Source organism: Pseudoalteromonas shioyasakiensis, assembly GCF_024518675.1.
Lineage (GTDB): Bacteria > Pseudomonadota > Gammaproteobacteria > Enterobacterales > Alteromonadaceae > Pseudoalteromonas > Pseudoalteromonas shioyasakiensis_B.
In genome coordinates this window covers 94,978-117,156 of the sequence record NZ_JANIGL010000001.1, presented here as the reverse complement: position 1 = coordinate 117,156, position 22,179 = coordinate 94,978, and the positions used below count along the sequence as shown (strand labels likewise).

Here is a 22,179-nt window from a genome sequence, read left to right as displayed (position 1 = left end):
TACCTAGTTAATATCGATAAAATATAAATTAAATTCGAACCCACCCTTCCATAATTACTCGCGCACTTCGACTCATAGAAACCACTTCTATTATCCAGTCCTCCTTGTCACTAAAAGATGACTGAGCACCAACCGTTAATACACCAGATGGATGACCAAATGTTATATGGTTTTTTGCTTCTGTAGCTGCTTTACTAATCAAAGTGCCAGGTACGGCTGCTGCTGATGCAATAGCAACAGCGGCTGTGCCCATCATGGCATGATGAAGCTTTCCCATAGACATAGCACGTACAACCAAATCAATACTGCTATCTTCAATCACTTTCCCGCTAGAGGCGGTATATGAGGTAGGCTTATTCACAAATGCCACCTTAGGTGTGTGTTGACGCGCAGCGGCTTCGTTAATATTTTTGATAAGCCCCATTTTTACGGCTCCGTGGGCGCGAATAGACTCAAGCTTTGCTAATGCTTGCTCGTCGTTGTTGATTTCGTCCTGTAGCTCTGTCCCGGTGTAGCCAATATCCTGTGCGTTAACAAACACAGTAGGAATACCTGCGTTGATCATCGTCGCTTTGAGTGTGCCAAACTCCGGCACCTCAAGATCATCAACGACATTTCCTGTTGGAAATAACGACCCCTCTCCATCTGCTGGGTCCATAAACTCCAGTTTTACTTCCGCTGCTGGAAATGTCACCCCATCGAGTTCAAAGTCACCGGTTTCTTGTACTTCACCATTGGTCATAGGCACATGAACTAAAATAGATTTTTTAATATTAGCTTGCCACACACGTACTATCGCTATTCCGTTTTGTGGAATACGTGCGCTATCAACTAAGCCGTTACTGATTGCAAAGGCCCCCACTGCTGAGGTGAGATTACCGCAGTTACCGCTCCAATCGACAAATGCTTTATCAATAGCTACTTGTCCAAATAAATAATCAACATCGTGATTGGCTTGTTCACTTTTACTTAAGATAACCGTTTTGCTGGTACTCGACGTCGCCCCACCCATACCATCGGTTTGTTTGCCATAAGGGTCTGGGCTGCCAATGACACGAAGTAATAGCTCGTCACGGGCAGAGCCCGCCACTTGGGCGGCCTCTGGTAAATCCGTTAAATTAAAAAATACCCCTTTACTTGTACCGCCGCGCATATAGGTTGCTGGCACTTTAATTTGTTGTTTAAATGTCATGATTGCTCCTTAGGCGCTTTGGCTGGCTTCTAAAAAATCTTGGGCAAAGCGTTGCAATACGCCACCAGCAGAATAAATAGATAGCTCTTCTTGTGTATCTATTCGGCACTTAGTTGCAACAGTAACTACTTCACCATTTACACGCGTAATCGTAAGGTTCACCTCGCCGCCAGGTGATAACTCACCTTCAACATCATAGCTTTCGCTACCATCAAGTTGCAGTGTTTTACGTGTAGTGCCTGCTTTAAATTCAAGTGGCAACACACCCATGCCAATTAAGTTAGTGCGGTGTATGCGCTCAAAACCTTCAGCTACGATAACTTCAACGCCGGCTAAGCGTACGCCTTTTGCGGCCCAATCTCGTGACGAACCTTGGCCGTAATCAGCCCCCGCTACAATAATAAGTGGCTGTTTACGCTGCATGTAAGTCTCTATTGCTTCCCACATTCGGCTCACTTGACCTTCCGGCTCAATTCGCGCGTAAGAGCCTTGTTTAACTTCGCCGTTTTCAATTACCATTTCGTTGAGCAATTTCGGGTTTGCAAACGTAGCACGCTGCGCCGTTAAGTGATCGCCTCGGTGTGTTGCGTATGAGTTAAAGTCTTCTTCTGGCACCTTCATTTTTGTGAGGTACTCACCTGCTGCACTGCTGGCTAAAATCGCATTAGAAGGTGATAAATGATCAGTGGTAATATTATCTCCAAGCACTGCCAACGCCCGCATCCCTTTCATAGTGCGCTCACCGGCAAGTGCACCTTGCCAATACGGAGGGCGGCGTATATAGGTACTTTGCTCGCGCCAGTCATAAAGCGGGTCGTTATCTTCACCATAATCAACGGTTAAATTAAACATCGGCTCATATACTTTTCTAAATTGCTCAGGTTTTACACTTTGTGCTATTACTGCATCAATTTCTTCATCTGACGGCCAAATGTCTTTAAGGGTAATGTCGTTACCTTGTTGATCTTGCCCGAGTACATCTTTTTCAATATCAAATCTAATTGTGCCTGCAATGGCATAAGCGACCACCAGCGGCGGCGATGCTAAAAAGGCTTGTTTTGCATAAGGGTGAATACGGCCATCAAAATTACGATTACCTGATAGCACCGCTGTTGCATATAAATCTCGGTCAATGACTTCTTGCTCGATTTTTGGCTCAAGTGCGCCACTCATTCCATTACAGGTGGTACAAGCAAAGCCCACAATCCCAAAGCCGAGTTGCTCAAGCTCTGGTAATAAATTAGCCTCTACAAGGTAAGATTGTACTGCTTTTGAGCCCGGTGCGAGGGATGTTTTAACCCAAGGTTTGCGGCTTAACCCTTTTGCGTTCGCATTTCGTGCAATAAGACCTGCGGCTATAACATTACGTGGATTACTAGTATTAGTACAACTTGTAATAGCGGCGATAATACACGCACCATCGGGCATCAAGCCTTGTTCATTTTCAACAATCCCAGAGATCCCAGTTGTGGCAAGATCTTTGGTAGCGACACGCCGATGCGGGTTAGAAGGGCCCGCGATATTACGACCAACGCTGGATAAATCAAATTTAAGCACGCGCTCATACTGAGCTGTTTTTAAGCTATCACTCCAAAGACCTGCGGTTTTAGCATAGTTTTCAACTAGAGCTATCTGTTCTTCATCACGCCCTGTCAGGCGCAAATAGTCTATGGTCATCTGGTCGATGTAAAACATGGCAGCAGTTGCACCAAATTCTGGTGTCATATTTGAGATAGTTGCACGGTCACCTAATGTAAGCGCATCTGCGCCTTCGCCGTAAAACTCTAAATACGTTGAAACCACACGTTGCTCACGTAAAAACTCAGTGATTGCCAATACAATATCGGTTGCAGTAATGCCTGGTTGGCGTTTACCTGTGAGCTCAACACCTACAATATCAGGTAAACGCATATATGATGCACGACCTAACATAACGCTTTCAGCTTCAAGGCCACCCACACCAACAGCGATTACACCTAGCGCATCAACGTGTGGGGTGTGGCTATCGGTACCCACTAAGGTATCTGGAAAAGCAATACCATCACGGTTTTGGATCACTGGCGACATTTTTTCAAGATTGATTTGATGCATAATGCCATTACCCGGCGGGATCACATCTATGTTTTTAAAGGCAGTTTTTGTCCAATTTATAAAGTGGAAACGGTCATCGTTACGTCTGTCTTCAATGGCACGATTTTTTTCAAAGGCATCTGGATCAAAACCCGCATGCTCTACTGCTAATGAATGATCAACAATTAACTGAGTGGGCACTACAGGGTTTACTTTAGCGGGATCGCCCCCTTTTTCAGCAATTGCATCGCGTAGACCTGCTAAATCCACTAGGGCTGTTTGCCCTAAAATATCGTGGCAAACAACTCGCGCTGGATACCAAGGGAAGTCTAAGTCTTGCTTGCGTTCAATCAATTGTGACAATGCCGCATTGAGCATATCAGGCTCACAGCGACGTACTAGGTTCTCGGCTAATACACGAGATGTGTAAGGCAATGTTGCATATGCGCCAGGTTTTATAGCATCAACAGCCGCTTGCGTGTCAAAGTAATCGACATTGCTGTTTGGCAGCGGTTTTCGAAATTGTGTGTTATTAATAATGGTCATGATGAGACTCGCTAATTGGGTGACGGTGTTTGCACACAGCTAGCGTGATTAAGGAGAGTTTGAAAAAACTATCAGCTAATAACTCTGTGCAATTGAAAAAGTGAGCACAGTGTTATTGTGCTCAGCTCATCTTTAACGTGATTCGATTGGTGTATAGCTGCGTGCTTCAGGCCCTGTGTAATCAGCACTTGGGCGAATAATACGGTTATTCGCACGTTGCTCTTTAACGTGTGCAGTCCAACCAGTAACACGGCTCATAACAAAGATAGGCGTGAACAGTTTTGTCGGAATACCCATAAAGTGATAAGCCGAAGCATGGAAAAAATCAGCATTACAAAATAGCTTTTTCTCACGCCACATTACATCTTCACAGCGCACTGAGACCGGATAAAGAACATCATCGCCAACCTCAGCAGCTAACTTTTCAGACCATTTTTTAATGATCACATTACGTGGATCCGACTCACGGTAAATAGCATGACCAAAGCCCATAATTTTGTCTTTACGCTCAAGCATGCCCATGATTTCTTGTTCAGCATGATCTGCACTGGTAAAACCTTGGATCATGTCCATCGCAGCTTCATTAGCACCACCGTGTAATGGCCCCCGCAGTGTACCAATCGCACCCGTTACACATGAATGAATATCAGATAACGTTGACGCACATACACGCCCAGTAAAGGTTGATGCATTAAATTCATGCTCTGCATATAAAATAAGTGACACATTCATCACTTGGGCAAAAAGCTCAGACGGTGCTTTATCGTGCAGCATTGTTAAAAAATGCGCGCCTACTGAGTCATCGTCTGTTTGTGTTTCAATGCGTACACCATCGTGAGTAAAGCGGTACCAATAACAAATAATACTTGGGAAAATTGCCACCATACGGTCAATTGCATCATCTGCACCGTTAAAATCGTCTTCCATTTCAAGGTTGCCCAGCATTGAACAACCTGTACGCATGACATCCATTGGATGTGCATCTTTTGGAATATTCTCAAGCACTGTTTTAAGTGCTGCAGGTAAGCCACGTAGGCTTTTTAATTTAGCCTTATAATCGGCAAGTTCTGAGGTTGTTGGCAACTCGCCCCGTGAAAGTAAATATGAGACTTCTTCGAATTGTGCTTTATCTGCCAGCTCGCTAATATCGTAACCACAATATGTTAAACCTGAGCCTGTTTGCCCTACTGTGCATAACGCCGTTTGCCCTGCTACTTGTCCACGTAAACCTGCGCCACCTAATGCTTTATCGACCATGAGTATTCTCCTACTAGTTTTTATTGTTATTATTTATTTGCTGAAAAAAGGTTATCAAGGGTGTTTTCATACGTGTGATAATCTAAAAAGTCATAAAGCTCAGCACGCGTTTGCATATTTTCTATTTGGCTTTGTTGTGAGCCTTCATTCAAAATAGCTGAATACACGTTTAATGCCGCTTTATTCATCGCTCTAAATGCACTCAACGGGTAAAGCACCATTTGCACGCCCACATCACTCAACTGCTCTTTAGTATAAATAGGCGTTTGACCAAACTCGGTGATGTTTGCCAAAATTGGCACATTTAACGCTTTAGTAAATGCCTGATAATCAGCAAGGTCATGCACGGCCTCAGCAAAAATGGCATCTGCGCCTGCTTCAACACAAGCCGCTGCACGGTCAATGGCCGCGTTTAAGCCTTCTTTTTGAAACGCATCGGTGCGCGCCATAATGTAAAAATCGCTGTCTGTTTTCGCGTCAACGGCCGCTTTTATACGGTCAACCATTTCGCTTTGGCTTACGATCTCTTTGTTTGGACGGTGACCACAACGCTTTTGTGCTACTTGGTCCTCAATATGAAAACCTGCCGCGCCCGCTTTGGTCATTTCTTTTACTGTACGCGCAATGTTGAATGCCCCGCCCCAGCCGGTATCTGCATCAACCAATAACGGTAAGTCGCTGGCACCGGTAATACGGCGAATATCTTCAAGTACGTTATCAAGGCTAGTCATACCCAAATCTGGCATGCCGAAAGAGGCATTCGCCACACCGGCGCCAGATAAGTAAATTGCTTGGTGACCCATTTTTTCAGCCATCATGGCCGTATAAGCATTGATAGTCCCCACCACTTGAAGTGGCTGATTGTTTGCTATCGCCTGTTTAAACTTTGATCCTGCTGACATTGCTGTCTCCTTTGAACGGTCGCTGCTCGAGGCAACGTATATTTTTAAATACTGACTATGACAGTTTGACTGTCTTTAATTACTGCGCAGCCTTCTTTTGTGCTGCTATTAATACCTACATTGATTGGTATCTTTCAAATTTTGCTTGGATATTGGCTTGTGAGGCGCTGATATGCCGCTTCATTAATAACTCAGCCAATTCACCATCATGGTTTTCAATGGCATTAATAATCGCTAAATGCTCATCAAACGCTTTAGACACTCGCGGCCCAACCATGCCCATTTGCACACGGTACATGCGAATTAGTTGATATAAACCGTTACTTAATAAATGAATAAGGTGATCGTTTTTACTGGCTTTGATTATGCGGTAGTGAAAATCTAAATCACCCGCTTCTTGGTAGTATGACTCACCCTCTTTGACTCGTTGCGTTTGTAAGTGCTGGTTGAGTAATTGTTTTAAGCTTTGTACTTCATCAGCGGCCATATTGTCGGCAGCTAATCGGCACGCCAAGCCTTCAAGGGCACTGCGAACTTGGTACACTTCGATTAACCGCTCTGCGGTAAGTGCAACGACACGACAGCCCACATTAGCTTTGCGTTCAATTAAGTAGCAACTTTCTAGGCGGTTCAGCGCTTCACGAAGCGTTGCACGACTGACACCGTAACGCTTAGCAAGCTCGGGCTCTGAAATTTTACTGCCTTGTTCAATGCTACCTTCTACAATCTCACGGCGCATATCGACAAACACCTGATCTGAAGCTGTGGTGATTTGAGTTTTACTAAAAGCGTCTTGTGTCATTGGTACTTCTTTAAGATTGTCGACAATTCATGGTTACACTATGGGATGTATCACAAATTGTGTCAACCTTAAATCAACAAAACCAGGCGAAAAAACCAGCCATTGTCGACATAAGTCTCATATAAAAACAATTAAACACATAAAAATCGTTAAATACCCACTAGGTGTCGACACAATACAGCATCAAAATTATATTTAAGGCGGTGCTTTGAAAGTGCTAGAATACTCATATTATTTCCTCTTCGTGAGCACCGCCTTGAACGCCAATACGTATATCCCTCAACACTTTATAGATGATGTAGCTAGCTATTTGCCTGCCCACCTCACACTCGATGACTTTATTAGCGCGTGTCGTAGACCGCTGCGTAAATCTATTCGGGTTAATACTTTAAAAATGTCAGTTGAGGAATTTAAGCTCGCGGCAGCACAAAAAGGCTGGCAGTTAACGCAAATTCCTTGGTGTGAAGATGGTTTTTGGCTAGCGCGCCCCGCTGAGGAGGAAAATGCACTTCCTCTTGGTAATACCGATTTACACTTAAGCGGTGCTATTTATGTGCAAGAGGCAAGTTCAATGTTACCGCCGATGGCACTTAAAGAGTCACTCGTTGAAGCCACATATGTGCTTGATATGGCCTCCGCCCCTGGTTCAAAAACCTCACAGTTAGCAGCGTTGATGAATAATCAGGGAGTGCTCGTTGCCAATGAGTTATCGTCATCCCGGTTAAAAGTACTTAGCGCTACGTTAAAACGTATGGGCGTCGGTAATTGTGCCCTCTCACACTTTGATGGGGTAATTTTTGGTGATTACATGTTCGAATGTTTTGACAGCATATTACTCGATGCGCCTTGCTCTGGTGAAGGTACTGTACGTAAAGACGCAGACGCTCTAAAAAACTGGTCAATTGAGTCTAATATTGATATTGCTAAAGTACAAAAAGCGTTAATAAAAAGCGCTTTTTACGCCCTCAAAACCGGTGGCACATTAGTGTATTCAACCTGTACCTTAACCCCGCTTGAAAACCAACAAGTGTGTGATTATCTACTTGCGCAATTTCCTGACTGTATTGCAGTAGAAAGTTTAGCAGATTTATTCCCACATGCTGAGCAAGCAACCACAGAACAAGGGTATTTACACGTTTGGCCACAAACATTCGATAGTGAAGGTTTTTTCATCGCGAAATTTAAAAAACTAGCCAGTGCTGACAACCCACAACAAAAAATAAAAAAAGGCGCATTCCCATTCCAAGCCTATGATAATAAAGCCGCACAAGCTTTTAATAATATAATTAAAAAGCAATTTGGCTTAAGTCCATTGCAGGGTAAATTAATGCAGCGCGATAAAGAGCTATGGTTGTTCCCAGAGGCCTTTGATGCAATTGAAAATAAAATCAAATATTCACGCCTAGGAATTCAGTTAGGCATGATCCACAAAAACGGTGTACGCCTAACCCACGAATTTGCCACTGTATTTGGCGCTCATTGTGTTAAAAATACCTACGCCTTATCTGATCAACAGGCAAACGACTACTTTCAGGGTAAAGATATCCGCTTAGCTGAGGTAACCAATGCAACTGATGAAGTGGTGTTAACTTTATGTGGTTGTCCAGTAGGTTTAGGTAAGTGGCAAAAGAACAAAATTAAGAACTCTTTGCCACGAGATTTGGTACAAAATAGCCAGCTCATCTCTTGGCAGGTATAAACTGTGAGTAAGTTGCAAATAACCCCTGTATAAAAATCACACTTTTCTTGATTTTTTATGCAACTGCTTGTTTTAATTTAGTATAAAAAAACAGCAAATATTGGGCGTTTTCACATTTGTTAACTACACTTAATAATACTTTCTACTTCTCCCTTAACGAATAGAAGGTGTTTTTTAAAGTTAGCGCAGGCTCGCCAAGAGCCACCCCTAAGCCCAGAACAATGCGGATTCGTTCTGGGCATTTTTTATGCTTAAGTAGCATATATTTCATTAGTTAAATTTGTTTCCATAAAAGAAAAAGGAAACACTTATGTTAAAAAAACTAATGCTTATACCTATCACACTAATTAGCATCTCAAGCGGCGCCGCCGACAATAATTACGCCGGTTTTAGTTATCCAAATCAAGCTCAAAACGCCATTAGTATTACATTTGACGATGCCCGCCATAGTCAAGTAGACACCGGACTTGCAATATTAAACAAGCACAATGTTAAAGCCACATTTTATGTATCGCCCTTTAATGTTAAAGAGCGCCTACCTAAATGGAAGCAAGCAGTCGCCACAGGCCACGAAATTGCCAACCACACAAGTTCTCATGTATGCACAGGTAATTTTGAATGGCTGCGCCAATTAGATCTATCGCTTGAAGAAACAACCTTGCAATGGCTTGAAAATGATATTCTCAGTGCGCAAGCTTATATTAAAGAACAGCTTGGAGTAACTCCTCGCGCGTTCGCCTACCCTTGCGGTAACACCTTTGTTGGCCGAGGTATAAATACCCAAAGCTATGTTCCTTTAATCGCAAAACATTTTGATAGCGGCCGTACATGGCTGGATGAAACAGCAAATAACCCAAACTTTACTGACTTTTCTCAATTAACGGGTCTTAGAATAGACGGCATGAGTTTCGGTGAAATCAAAACCATGTTAGAGCAATTACGTGGTAATAATAGTTGGCTGATCCTAGCTGGACATGAAATTGGTAAAGGGGCTCAATATACCACTGACGCTCACATATTGGATCAGCTTTTACGCTATCTTAATAACGACAGAAATGGTTATTGGTTAGGTACCGTTAGTGAAGTTGCTGATTACGTTGAAAAACACCGTGATCAAATTACGCAGTAGCCAAGTGTGGTCTCCGGTTACTTAGCTGCTGAGCCTTTTATCTACGCACATATACTTGTAACTTGATGTTTGCTTAACTTTATCAAATTCTTTCCCAAACTGTAAAGATAAGCAAAGGGTTGATAACATTCCGATTTCTTCTGCCATATCAAAGACTTTATGAAAATAAAAATCTTGGTTAGCGGCATTAATAAGCTCTTGTACATAAAAGTGTCTAAAGTTAGGTGACAGATTTTCCCAATTATTAAGTGAAATATGTAAAACTGCTAAGTGAACATCAAAATCATATGGTCCAGCTAATTTCGCATTTTTTAACAAAGAATATACTTGCTTACTGGCTCCTTGCTCGATACTAACCACCTGAGCAAGTAAAACCCACGTTTTTGACCAAGATTTTCTATGTGCTAGCGATAAATTGAGTGCTTTCTTTGCTTCAATAATCTGAAAACTCTCTTCGTTATTATCTATTGAATGAACAGCGTCATATTCATACTCTAATACACTGATAAACGCACTCATATGTAAATAATGTGGGTGTATGGGTTGTAAATAAATAGCTTTATTTATTGCCGTCCGAGCCTGTGTTAACTTTAGGCGCTCTAAGCTATTCTTTGTCATATAATCAACTGTATTTCTAGCATTAAAATACCATGCATTAGCACGGGCTATAATCACGCTTTGATAGGCAATATATAGACTGAAAAATAGTAATATGATTATGAATAGCTTTTTATAAGTTGTATTATCAATCAAGAAATAAACTCTCTGTCAATAATTTAGGGTTGGCAACAAATAGTTTATGAGCTCTATGTTCTCCTAACAAGTTAATTACTTTCTCTTTTGCCCGACTTAAAATTGCTGGTCTACGTTTTATTGAGTGTGCATCAGAAGCAATATAGTTAGCATGTCCATTGAGAAGCATTTTTTCACCTAAGCTTTGAGCATTTTGTCCCCACAGACCTTCTATACTAGATGCTGTAAGCTGAAACTCACAGCCTAAATCAATTAACTTACTAATATAAGAGTAATCTTTTTGGATACCTCTATTTCTTTCAGGGTGTGCAATAAGCACACGGATATTCTCATTTAATAGCCAGCGAACAAACTTATCATAACCCAGAGGAACATGGGAATGTGGTAACTCAAGTAAAAGACAGTCTGACGACTCAACCTTGCCAATAAAAGGGACTTGTCTTAATTTAATAAGGTTTATTAGCTCACTGTCTAAACGAGCTTCGGCTGCTAACCCTAATTCAATATCAATGTTTGCATTGCTAACTGCCGTTTTTAATTTTGCAAAAATATGAGTTAAGTTAGTACGATCATTGTTAAAGCGACCAGGTTGAATGTGGGGCGTTGCAACTAAACGTTCAATACCATCTGCTTTTGCAACGATTAATAGCGCTAAAGAATCATTAAGATCTTTAGCGCCATCATCAACTCCTGGAAGAACATGTGTATGAATATCAATCATTACAAAATTATTAAGTACCTAACTGCTCAGGTTTTTGTGAATAATCATAATAATCGTATAAACCATATGCCGCTTGATCTGAAGAATTACGTACATCAACTTGATTTAATACTACACCGGCAATGTGAGCTTTAGCATCAAACAAGCGTTCTAAGCCAGCTTTAATCAATTTAACGCGAGTTACATCCGATTTTATTACGTAAATGACTGAATCAACAAAACGAGAAACAACCAATGCATCACTAACCGCCTGCGTAGGGGGGGTATCAATGATTATATGATCGTATTGTTCTTTTAACGAATCTAATAATTGACTAAATCGTTCATTAGAAATTAACTCTAATGGATTACTGGGGATTTGACCGCACGGCATAATATTTACACCTGAAGTTTCATCTACATGGATACATTGCTCTATGGTTTCAGTACCAATGATAAGGTTGCTCAGCCCAGATTGAAAGCCTGGGATATCGAAGCGTTTTGCAATAGATGGTTTTCTTAAATCCGCATCAATTAATAGTACTTTCCCCATTTGAGCTAAAGACAAGGCTAAATTTGCTGCGACGGTTGTTTTCCCCTCAGATGGGGAGCTTGAAGTAATAGCGATAACTTTGTGCTCCCTATCAAGCTGAGTTAGAAGCAGGCTAGTTCTAAATGTCCTTACTGATTCAGCAAAACGCCTATACTGTACGTCGAAAAAAGAACTAATTGGTAATACCCCATCCTTTCCTACTTTTTCTCGTGGAATATAGCCAAGTAATCGCTGCGCAAGTTTATGCTCAATATCTTCTTTTGACTTTACCGTATCATTAAGGGCGTCATAAACTAGACTTACCATCATCGCAAAAAATAAACTCATCACAAAAGCCATAATAATCATAAACTTTTTATTAGGCTTAAAAGGTTTATTAGGTGGGTATGCGTAATCGGTGAAACGAGCTATCGCAGAACTAAAGTCACTGGTTACTTCTGTTTCTTTAGAGCGAGAAAGAAAAGTATTAAAGATATTTCGATTTGTTTCAACTTCACGTTTTAACTGATTATACTTCGTTTCTTTACGTGTAATATCTTGGTATTGCTCTCTGATTAAAGCTAAGTCAGTTTCGAGTGCAGCCACTGTCTGAGTGACTCTATTTAACTCTTTTTCTATACCCGTAATCAAACCTTTGATCTGTTTACGAAGGTTCGCTTTGACAGAAGCAAGTTCAGATTTCACCGAAATTATTCTAGGGTGTTTCGGGCCATAAACTTCACTTAACTCACCGAGTTTTCGTTCTACTAATACAAGTTCTCTTTTAACATCAAGAACAACTTTGTGAGATGTAATTTCAGGCATGCTACCAAGCAAATCAATATTGTTATTACCATACTCATTGATAACACGATTAATGCTCTGCAAGTTATTCTGCTCTGCGCGAGCATTTACTAACTGATTAGAGATTTGTTCTAGCTCTTGTGTTGCTAAACCAGCAATCCCCTCAATATCAATAAGCTTTTGCTGCTCACGATATGCTTGTAAACGCTTTTCTGATTCATCAAGTTGAATACGCAATTGCGACAAGCGTGTATTTAACCAACTTGAAGCTTGTTGAGTTATCCCCATTTTAGCTTGCATTTGACTATCAATATACACTTGCCCGACAGTGTTCGCTACGTCTGCGGCCAGCTTAGGATCACTTGAATTAAAACTTATGTTAACAAGTTGCGTGCCACGTATAGGTGAAACACTTAATTCTTCCTTAAATTTAACCAATAGTCCTAACATTTCTTTTTCTGCTTTATCTTCTTTACTTAGTAAAGTTAGTTTTTGTTGATTAAGAAAAGGTAAGTATTCTTTGAGAGAATCGTTCAGTGAGTCAATTAAAGTTGGTTTACCGATAAAATCTGGATGAGACTTTATGTCTAGCCGAGTGATTACCTCACGAGCTATACTATCTGATTTAATAACCTCAAATTGAGTAAAATAATACTCTTTTTGATTAGAGTCTAAACCATAAACTTCATCAAAGCTTACCGCTTTAGTCTGCTCAGATTCTATCAATAATGTTGCCGTAGCTTTAAACTGAGGTAAGAGTGTAAAAGTGATTAATATAGTAAAGAGAGTAATTACTACTGCAAAGCTAAATATACGCCACTTTGCATTTTTAATTACATTGATATACGCACCTAAGTCGAAAACATCCTCATTATCAGCCGAGGTTTGCGGAAACTTATTCATTTATATAACTACCTTGTCTTTTTAAAACAATCGCTGTTCAATTTTAATTGTATCACCAGCAGCGATTTGACTATTCAAATTGCCTTTGATTTGCTGTTGTTTGTTCTTTTCTTTATACACATAAATTTTTTCAATGGATGCTCTTTCCGTTAATCCGCCAGCTAATGCAACGGCTTGATTAACCGTCATACCTGGATGATATGAGTAGCCGCCTGGCTTCTTGACCTCTCCATGGATATAAAAAGGACGGTATTCGATCACTTGAGCATATACATCGGGGTTAACTAAATAGTTCGGAGCAAGACCACTGGTCAAAATTCTCTCAACCTCAGCAATGGTCATTCCTGCTAATACCACTTTACCTAGAAATGGATAATTTACTTCCCCACTATTACCAAGTAATGCTCTAACATCTAAATCCGGCTGGCCAAAAACTTTAATTTCAATCGTGTCACCAGGGCCCAAAATGTAGTTTTTTGGTTTGTTTGCTATTGCAGCATTACTGCTTATAGCAATGATAAATAGTAAACTTAATAAAGTATAATGTAGAAATTTCATTAATTTGCCTTTAAGCCTAAAGTAAAATCAACACCTATTATTAGGCTATCGTAAATTAAATTATTTTGAGTAGATGTTTGATCTGTGTAATCAATGTAAGTAGATAAGAAACCATAATTACCGGTATGATAATTCAAGCCGAGACGTGAACTTTTTATTGTGTCTTTACGTTTGATACCCCCGCTATACTGCTCTTTACTATAATTTAAACTCGCAAATGTTCCTATAAAGTGATTCCACTGATGTTCCCAAGTAACGCCATACAGTGTTTCTTCTATATAGTCACCTTGTACCAGTGGATCCTTAGCTGCATTTGCTGTAGTAAATGACACACTTGAATAAGTAAGCGGGTGCCATACAAGATCAGCCTGCCAACTAAGCCCATCAAAGTTTTCTCTCTGCGATGACTTAAAATCTTTATTCTGGTAACCGAGTTTAAAGGTACCTGATGTCAATGCGGACGCTTCCCATTCCATACCAACTAGTAGCTTAATATCATCCGAGTCACGAGAAACACCGCTAAATTGTATGTGGTCGTAGCGATAATTTTCACCTTTGAACTCAACAAAAAAGCGACTCGTAGATTGTGTGTTGTAATATCCAGTTATACCTAGTAGAACTTTATCAAAATCACGATACTTAGAGACATTTTCAAAGTTCGCATATTGTTTATTGTAATAACCAGCAGATAAAGAAAGTTGTGCTTTTGAAGACTGGGCACCAAATTCATAATCAACATTTATATTTTGTTGCCTGTACTTTACTAATTCTGTTACTGAATCTCCTAACCCCTCAGTCAAACCAGTACCACGGTCTTCATATAACCAATCAGCATAAGCAGATACATCTAATCTATGTTTACTAGTAAACTCTTTATGGATGTCCGTTGATAAAATGATATCGGTATGATTGTCTAAACTGTCCTTATTATGCAAAGAAGTTACTGTTGCAATGTCAAATTGATAAGTATCAGGGCCATCAACTAATAATGAGCTTAAGCTTGGTGCAACTTTCCAAATCAATCGTGACTCTTCATTATTAGGTGTTTTATAAAAGTTATCGTCATGACTTGCACCGATAATAAATGATGGGGTAAGTTCTGCTCCATTTTGGCTGATGTAACTTCCAAGTTTATAATTAGCATTAGCAGATGCTGTTAAACCCATACTCAAAGCAGTACTTAGCAGTACTATAGTTTTAGTATGCATTTGCATTTTTAAATCCCTTAAATATTGTTAAAAAAATTATTTTAATATCGAACCAAAGTGACCAATGCTTGATATAGTGCAAATCAAACTCTACCCGCTTTTCCATTTTATTAAGTGTATCGGTTTCACCACGCCAGCCATTTATTTGAGCCCAGCCTGTGATCCCTGGTTTTGCTTTATGTCTCAGCATATAAAAGTCAACTTTTGACCTATATTCTTCATTGTGTGCAACGGCATGTGGCCTTGGGCCAACAATTGACATGTCGCCTTTCAGTACATTTATAAATTGGGGTAATTCATCTAAGCTTGTCCTTCTTAAAAAGCCACCCACCTTAGTAATCCTAGCGTCGTTTTTGGTCGCCTGAGTAACAACATCACTATTTTCAGTTACAGACATTGATCTAAACTTCCACACCTTAATTTTTCTTCCATCTAGCCCATATCGATCCTGCTTAAAAATAATATTTCCTGGAGAAGTAAATTTAACAGCTGCTGCTATAACAAGGAGTAAAGGCGAAATTAACAATAATATTATCGAAGAAACAATTATATCTTCTGTACGTTTAATAAACTCTTGGGCACCTATTAATGGCGATTCAAATACACTAAGTGTATCCAGGTTACCAACATGCTCTATTCTTGCATGGATTAAGTTAGATAATAAAAAATCAGGAATGACATGTACATCAACAGTCGTATTTCCAAGTTGCAGTAAAATATCAGCAATACGCTTTTCTGCTTTTAAAGGTAAAGCTATATACAGAATATTAATTGTCCCTTCTCTCGCTTTATCTATAGCAGATTGTATTGTACCTTCAACAGTATAGTTTGAGGCTTGATTAAATAACCTCTCAGGCTTTCGGTCATCATAGAAACCCATGAATTTAAATCCAAGCTCATTGTTTTTCATTATCTCTTCATGTAAATATGCAGCCCCCTCTGTAGCACCCACAATTGCAACATTTCTAAGGTTAAGACCTAAACGACGACGATTACGCTTATATAGATGTACGACTAATCGCCAGATAAATAAGAGAACCAGACTAAAGAAGAACCAGATAGCTAATTCTTTGCGTGATAAAACATCTGTGAGTTTGAATACAAATAGAATTATAAACATTAATGAAAAAGCAATAACTAAGGAGCTCCAGGAGCAAAAAACCATAGTGCGAAATTTTCCCGCACGCCATGATCTGTATGTAGATAATATCTCAGCACAGTACATATAACTAATAGTGATAGATAAAGCAGCAGCCAGATAAGCTGAATTAAAATGGATGTTATAAATAAAATTTGCTATCTGAAATGAAGTGTACAAAGAGAGCAAATCAAATAGTCTATAAAAGTTAGCATCTGAAGAACTTGATGGTTTAAATGTTCTGCTGCTGTTCACTGTATCTTCCTTGAACGTCTAAATTACTAAAATTGAAACACAATAATATATCCATATAAGGAACAGATCAATAACTATAAAATACAGGGGCGATAAAGATAATTGCATTAAACTGAAAAATCATTTAATTTAAAAAACAATATAGATAACACAAACAAATTCAGCTTTTAAAAACTGTAGTAATCCCTACAAAAACCACACGTATAAAAACCTTATAAGTTTATATTAAATGATTTAACAAAAAAATTAAAACAAAGAGCTATAACAGTAAACGAAGAAAGTGAAAACATTGCATTAAATAAAATAATATTAAATATAATATTAAATATAACATTAAATGTTATCTTATTATTAATTATTCTATAGAAAACAAAAACAGTAATTTCAGTCTATTTATAAAACCCGTTTATCGCTAGTCTATAAATTTGCGAAACCAGTCCCACAAGCCGACTGAGAAGCCAGGAAATAGATCTACTCCTATAGCTGATTTAAATAAATAGAAAGTCACTAAAATGAGTAAAAATAGACAGAAAAATACAACACTAGCTGAAGTTGCGCGACCAAAAATAACAGCTTTTTTTTGCTCATCAGTTAGCCTTCTTCTATTACGGCCGGCCAGAAAGACAAAGTAATAGCGGTACTTAAATAAGTGTATGACTCGACGGAAATCAACTTTATGCTTGCCCCACTCACGTGCACCTATTGCTAGCTTTAAGTGTTGTAACTGTTCATCTGTAAAAGAGCTCTGAATTTTACTGGGCATTTTTTTCATTAGACTCTTGATGATCGGATCAGTTCTAATATCCAAAGCCGCGCCTTATAGGAATAATATTCAACGAGGCTTTACTCCATTAAACAAGTAAGAAAGAATAGGATGTTTTTTTACTGAATAAAAATGCCAAAATATAGAGATTAAAAATGTTAGAACTATTATAATAGTATATTCAAGATATACATTCAGTCTGACCCCCTTGAATGAAAGGTAATATATAATTACTATTAATGGCTGATGTAATAGGTAAGTAGTATAGCTTGCATCTGAAATCAAGCGAACAGCCTTAGAGCCTCCTTTACCTATGTTATAGAAGAGTGCGGTCATAGATAGAACTAAAAAACCTTCTATTAGTTTACTAGCTGCTTTAGAAACATTACTCCCTAAATTAAAAAACAGTTCCATATTAACAAACTTAATGCCGAGAAAATAAATAAGGAAACATACAAAAGCTACTTTATATGTTAGCAAACTTATGAAATGATCTTTAAACTGAAAACACAAAGCACCAAAAAGAAAATATGGAAAATATTCAAAAAGTAAATCAAAAGAAACAAAAATAAAACTCCCGCTAAATAGCCACTTAGATAAAACAAGGAACACTAATGATATAAACGGAACTAAAAAACAAAATATGATGATAAAATTAGTTCTTGAAATTGAGTCAATTTTTATAATTTTTTTACAAAAAGGATATCCAAACACAAAATAAACTATCAAATTTCCCAAAAACCATAAATGACCTAACCATTGACCATTTATAAAATATGTTATTGAGCTCCAGTCATAAGTTCGCTCATAACTATAGAGGTTCATAATAGGATTAATAAGTAGTCCACATAATAATAAAGGAGGTATAACCCTTGTTAGCCTTTCTTGAAGAAACCCCTCATAATTCTTTGTAAAAACAAGTAGATAGAAAAAACCTGATATTAGATAAAATGCTTCCATTCTAAACGCATGAACAAATGAAGCTAAAGTTGTTAGATAACTGGATGACTCAGTATCTGTTACTCGCCAAATGTAATCTGTACTGTAAATCAGAGCAGCATGGTAAAACAGGCCTAAAATCATAAATATGGCCCTACAAAAGTCTAACCCATGTAACCTTTGGAGTTTGCTATTAGTTGCTTGGCTAGCGTGTGTATTCATTAATATCCAGATAAAATTCGTTTCTATTTCTCAAGCCGAAAATGTGATTCCAGGTATGTACGTTTGCAACTCATTCCTTTAGTGTTCAAATTCATTGCTAACACACTACTTTTATATTCTTCCAATGATTTTATTCTTTTAGCTGGGATGCCTGCATATACGGCATTTGGCTCAAGGCTTTTTGTTACAACGGAACCTGCACCAACAACAACGTTTGAGCCAATTGTAACTCCCGGCATTATTATGCAGTGACTACCAATGAATACATTGTTCTCAATTCTAATTGGCTTAACAATGTCAATTGAAGGATGCTCCTTCCGAAAAACCCAAACACCACCATCGTGATTAACGAAATAGCTAGATGTCATACTTACATTATTACCAATACTAATTAAGTAAGGCTCAGAGCCAAATTCATTTTTTCCTATAAACCTACAACCATTTCCCACATTCCCACCTAGCCTTCTCAATAAGTTAACTTGCCCAAAGAGAAGTGCGTATATTTTATAAAATGATTTTTTATATAAATACACAATATTTTTAACTTTTAAAATTTTCATATTGCTAACCTAACAATTTCACGTTTAAAATTCTGATAAGCCTTTGCTAATTAAGATACTTTAATTTACATGGTAGATTACATAAAGAGGGGCATTGAAAGGTAGCCATAGAACATCCTTGGTAATTAAATCCTTTAAATTAAGCATAACTTAAATAATTCTTATACTTCGACTAACATAAAAATTGCTAATCAACGATTAAATTGTATTTTAAATTAGAGGAACATTCAACTATTTATTTATAATAACAACAACATATAAAACAATTTAAATTAATGGCATTACTAAAGCTTTTCAAGAAAAAATCATTCAAAAAAAAGCAATAAAGAAAATTTAAAAAAAAGCATAAAAAGACTTTTAAGCCAGCCCAAAACAATACTATAATAAAAAATGACAAAGGCAAACTTGGTGAAAATCAAGGACGCAAAGCTTCCGGCCTAAAGCATTTTTGCTATGGTAGCGGAGTTACCAAAGGAACTGCTCATAACTATTCTAGTTGTGCTACAGCTTAGTTTACCTTTTCATCTATTAGCTGTTATTTGAAAGGTAAAAATAAACATGAAATCAAACATTTATTCATATACACTTCCTGCCCTTTTATTTTCTAGCACTATATCAGTAGCCGGAACTGGATTTATTAGCCCAAATGGTACGGGTAATGGATATTCCATAGATAAACCCGCCAGTATAAATAGTGTAAACACTCTATTATCAGATCCAAACCTTGATACCATTAAATTAATGCCTGGAACCTATATTCAAGAGGATGCTATCTACTTACGAGGCGGAAGCCACGACATTCAAGTCATTGGTGATGAACAAGTTATATTCAGCGGTGATTATAATTTCACACCAGAGGGAAATGCTGGATTTGTCATTGCTAGAAGTAATATTTCATTTGAAAATTTGCAATTTTTAAATACACGATATTGCTTTAGATTTAAAAATTATAATGTGACCAATGTTAAAATAGATAAAATTACAGCCCATAACACGATGAGCTGCATCGATTTTGACAGCAATATAACTGCAACCGTTGAAAATATTGTTGTCAATAATGTGAAAAGCCTAGGCTATTTTAAATCAGGTGTTCGCATAAATGGAAAAACCCCCCGAAATATATCAATAACCAACTCTATTTTTGATGCTTTAGCTTCTTCTTCAGAAGAGACTAAAAGCTGCCACATAACTGGCATAAGTGTAAGTGGGTTTGTCGAAGACATACTTATTAAAAATGTGACAATCACTAATAATATTGGTGCTATTACTAACTGTGGGGAGTACCAGCAAGGTGATGGTGTCATGGTAAATGCTGATGCTTCAAATGTATCAATTGTTAATACTGTTGTCGGTAACAGCAAAGATGCAGACTTTGATATCAAAGGTAAAAATACGACTCTGCTTGATGTTACATCACTATCAGGAAAAGAAGCACGCTACAATATGAAGCTATGGAATAACGATTTCACCTGTAAAAATTGCTACATCCACATAGCTAATATAAATGCTATACAAGCCATTGATGCAAAGGTGAACTTTATGAATTCTACTTTCAAAGTAAATGATCATATAGAGATTTGTGATTTGCGTAACTATACCGATGCAATCAGCTCAGTTACTTTTGCAAATTCTCATTATTCATCTTACGGAGAGTTGAGTATTATTCCCGAACATGTTGATAATTGTATAAAATAGTCATTACAAACTTTTAATATTAGCTAATATTTTGCGATTGATAATATTAGCTAAATTAAAGACAGTAAAGATCAATGAATAACTCACAACTCCAAAAATTACTAAAACATAGAAATTATTAACAATTAAACTTTTTTCGGCGAAGTCTATCAAAACGTACATCAAAGCCACCGAGATAACCACCCCATAAATAATATGCATAATTGCTAGTACACGGGTTTCAAGTAACTCCACGATTTCAAAGGTGTATTTTGGAATCGTGAATAATAGCGAAGAAAACATGCCGATTAAAGGAGCATAAATTCCAAAGTTATCCGAAAGAAAAATAATACTTAAAATTATACAGGATGTAGAAACTACATTTACCCATAGCGTTCTGTAAGTTGCTTTATAAAGAACTTGTAAAGGAGGTAAATATATATAAAAGGACACAATAGCCTGATACAAAGATAAAAAGAAAATAATTTTAGCAGCACCAAACCACTCCCTAGCAAAAAACTCTAATATTAATGCTTCTGAAACTGCCATCATCCCAACATAACAGGGTAAAATTACAGAGCAACAACATAACATTGCAGTGTTAAATACATCTAATAGCTTAGATTTATTTCCCATTACTTGGTTAAACTTCCCCATAGCCCATGTACTAAACCCTAATCCAATCAACGTCCTAGGTATATCAACAAATTTTACAGCTAATGAATAAATTCCTGAAATATGAGCACCTGCAAAAATACCCAGTAAAACAATCAGGCCATGGCTTTTAACATTTTGCTCTATAATTGCTACACCAGAAGGAACACCTTCAATAACTAAACTTTTAAATAGAACTAAGCTGAAGCTTTCGCTCTGCTTTATTAATGTTTTATTTGTGATAACCATTACAATCAATGAGACAACAATAACGGTTAAACTTTGTAAAATAATTGCAAATTCAACATAACCAAAATAAGCAGTTATCAAGCCGGTTAAAACACCTATTATTTTCCCCCAAAAAGCTCTAATAGCTAACTGTTTAAATTTTTGTTTTAAAATTAAGTCGGCTATATAAATACGTGAGAATGAAGAAACTGGAATATAGACAACAGCAAAAAGTATTAATAACCACCAATCATTGCCATACACAAATGTAAGGAGAACAAAAAGTCCTGTGGCAATCAAGCTCGATAAAATAAGCCAACCTATAGCACTGCTTTTAAATGCTGAGCCCACATTCTCTTTCGTAGCGATTAGAGGATACTGCTGCACATTTTCAATGATTGTTGAAACAAATAAAGACGCAGAAAGAATTACAATCGAAAGTCCAAAATCAACAGGACCTAATAATTTTGCATACCAAAACATTGCAATCAGAGAAAGGACGGTGACTCCCACTTTTTCAAAAAAAACCCACAACAAACCTTTCAAATTCTGTCCTTAAAATTACTCGCATGGTTTACAGAGTGTTGTTAAATAGCCAAGCACGACAAGGCAACATGAAATAAAATTGCTTCTTATAAATATATAAAAAGAGCTTGTATAAATCATTAAGTTTTAAATAATCAAGGTAAAC

General features: G+C 37.9%; 18 protein-coding genes and 1 riboswitch. Of the genes, 3 read left to right on the top strand and 15 right to left on the bottom strand.

What is annotated here, in order from left to right:
- Positions 1-28 precede the first annotated feature (28 nt).
- From prpF to NQT69_RS00515, 5 genes are all read right to left on the bottom strand, one after another.
- Complete coding sequence (prpF, locus tag NQT69_RS00535) at positions 29-1,192, bottom strand: 2-methylaconitate cis-trans isomerase PrpF (protein ID WP_256825783.1); 1,164 nt, start codon at positions 1,190-1,192, stop codon at positions 29-31.
- A gap of 9 nt (positions 1,193-1,201) precedes the next feature.
- Positions 1,202-3,808 (bottom strand): Fe/S-dependent 2-methylisocitrate dehydratase AcnD, encoded by a 2,607-nt coding sequence (gene acnD, locus NQT69_RS00530; protein WP_256825782.1) that lies wholly within the window; start codon positions 3,806-3,808, stop codon positions 1,202-1,204.
- 132 nt (positions 3,809-3,940) lie between these two features.
- On the bottom strand, positions 3,941-5,065 hold the full coding sequence (gene prpC / locus NQT69_RS00525; protein ID WP_256825781.1) for a bifunctional 2-methylcitrate synthase/citrate synthase: 1,125 nt from the start codon (positions 5,063-5,065) through the stop codon (positions 3,941-3,943).
- Positions 5,066-5,094: 29 nt separating this feature from the next.
- Entirely contained in the window at positions 5,095-5,967 is an 873-nt protein-coding gene (gene prpB / locus NQT69_RS00520; protein WP_256825780.1) for a methylisocitrate lyase, read from the bottom strand.
- A 115-nt stretch (positions 5,968-6,082) separates the two neighbouring features.
- The gene (locus NQT69_RS00515) at positions 6,083-6,769 is read right to left on the bottom strand and encodes a GntR family transcriptional regulator (protein ID WP_256825779.1); all 687 of its coding nucleotides are present in this window, start codon (positions 6,767-6,769) and stop codon (positions 6,083-6,085) included.
- A gap of 256 nt (positions 6,770-7,025) precedes the next feature.
- On the opposite strand from NQT69_RS00515, the gene rsmF reads away from it, so the two are divergent.
- Positions 7,026-8,468 carry a 16S rRNA (cytosine(1407)-C(5))-methyltransferase RsmF gene (rsmF, locus tag NQT69_RS00510; RefSeq protein ID WP_256825778.1) on the top strand — a complete coding sequence of 481 codons (1,443 nt, stop codon included), beginning with the start codon at positions 7,026-7,028 and terminating at the stop codon, positions 8,466-8,468.
- Between the two features lie 310 nt (positions 8,469-8,778).
- Positions 8,779-9,597 (top strand): polysaccharide deacetylase family protein, encoded by an 819-nt coding sequence (locus NQT69_RS00505; RefSeq protein ID WP_256825777.1) that lies wholly within the window; start codon positions 8,779-8,781, stop codon positions 9,595-9,597.
- 21 nt (positions 9,598-9,618) lie between these two features.
- On the opposite strand, the gene NQT69_RS00500 is transcribed toward NQT69_RS00505, so the two are convergent.
- The 9 genes from NQT69_RS00500 to NQT69_RS19490 form a co-directional block, all read right to left on the bottom strand.
- Positions 9,619-10,350 carry a VpsP family polysaccharide biosynthesis protein gene (locus NQT69_RS00500; protein ID WP_256825776.1) on the bottom strand — a complete coding sequence of 244 codons (732 nt, stop codon included), beginning with the start codon at positions 10,348-10,350 and terminating at the stop codon, positions 9,619-9,621.
- On the bottom strand, positions 10,343-11,071 hold the full coding sequence (locus NQT69_RS00495) for a tyrosine-protein phosphatase (RefSeq protein ID WP_256825775.1): 729 nt from the start codon (positions 11,069-11,071) through the stop codon (positions 10,343-10,345). The genes NQT69_RS00500 and NQT69_RS00495 overlap by 8 nt, the downstream gene beginning before the upstream one ends.
- Positions 11,072-11,081: 10 nt before the next feature.
- Positions 11,082-13,289 (bottom strand): GumC family protein, encoded by a 2,208-nt coding sequence (locus NQT69_RS00490; RefSeq protein ID WP_256825774.1) that lies wholly within the window; start codon positions 13,287-13,289, stop codon positions 11,082-11,084.
- A 21-nt stretch (positions 13,290-13,310) separates the two neighbouring features.
- Positions 13,311-13,847, bottom strand: coding sequence for a polysaccharide biosynthesis/export family protein (locus NQT69_RS00485; protein ID WP_256825773.1), 537 nt, complete (start codon positions 13,845-13,847; stop codon positions 13,311-13,313).
- Positions 13,847-15,061 carry an outer membrane beta-barrel protein gene (locus tag NQT69_RS00480; RefSeq protein ID WP_256825772.1) on the bottom strand — a complete coding sequence of 405 codons (1,215 nt, stop codon included), beginning with the start codon at positions 15,059-15,061 and terminating at the stop codon, positions 13,847-13,849. Before NQT69_RS00480 ends, NQT69_RS00485 begins: the two co-directional genes overlap by 1 nt.
- Positions 15,045-16,448, bottom strand: a complete 1,404-nt coding sequence (locus tag NQT69_RS00475) for an undecaprenyl-phosphate glucose phosphotransferase (RefSeq protein ID WP_256825771.1) — start codon at positions 16,446-16,448, stop codon at positions 15,045-15,047. Before NQT69_RS00475 ends, NQT69_RS00480 begins: the two co-directional genes overlap by 17 nt.
- Before the next feature lie 412 nt (positions 16,449-16,860).
- Positions 16,861-17,220: a 3-phosphoshikimate 1-carboxyvinyltransferase gene (locus NQT69_RS00470; RefSeq protein WP_256825770.1), complete on the bottom strand. Its 360-nt coding sequence runs from the start codon at positions 17,218-17,220 to the stop codon at positions 16,861-16,863.
- A gap of 60 nt (positions 17,221-17,280) precedes the next feature.
- Entirely contained in the window at positions 17,281-18,372 is a 1,092-nt protein-coding gene (locus NQT69_RS00465; protein ID WP_256825769.1) for an acyltransferase family protein, read from the bottom strand.
- A 23-nt stretch (positions 18,373-18,395) separates the two neighbouring features.
- Complete coding sequence (locus NQT69_RS19490) at positions 18,396-18,932, bottom strand: acyltransferase (protein WP_306173934.1); 537 nt, start codon at positions 18,930-18,932, stop codon at positions 18,396-18,398.
- A 388-nt stretch (positions 18,933-19,320) separates the two neighbouring features.
- Positions 19,321-19,405, top strand: a riboswitch (cyclic di-GMP riboswitch).
- Between the two features lie 85 nt (positions 19,406-19,490).
- On the opposite strand from NQT69_RS19490, the gene NQT69_RS00455 reads away from it, so the two are divergent.
- Positions 19,491-20,627: a hypothetical protein gene (locus tag NQT69_RS00455; RefSeq protein ID WP_256825768.1), complete on the top strand. Its 1,137-nt coding sequence runs from the start codon at positions 19,491-19,493 to the stop codon at positions 20,625-20,627.
- Between the two features lie 3 nt (positions 20,628-20,630).
- Here NQT69_RS00455 and NQT69_RS00450 read toward each other — a convergent pair whose 3' ends face one another.
- Positions 20,631-22,034: an oligosaccharide flippase family protein gene (locus NQT69_RS00450; RefSeq protein WP_256825767.1), complete on the bottom strand. Its 1,404-nt coding sequence runs from the start codon at positions 22,032-22,034 to the stop codon at positions 20,631-20,633.
- Positions 22,035-22,179 lie beyond the last annotated feature (145 nt).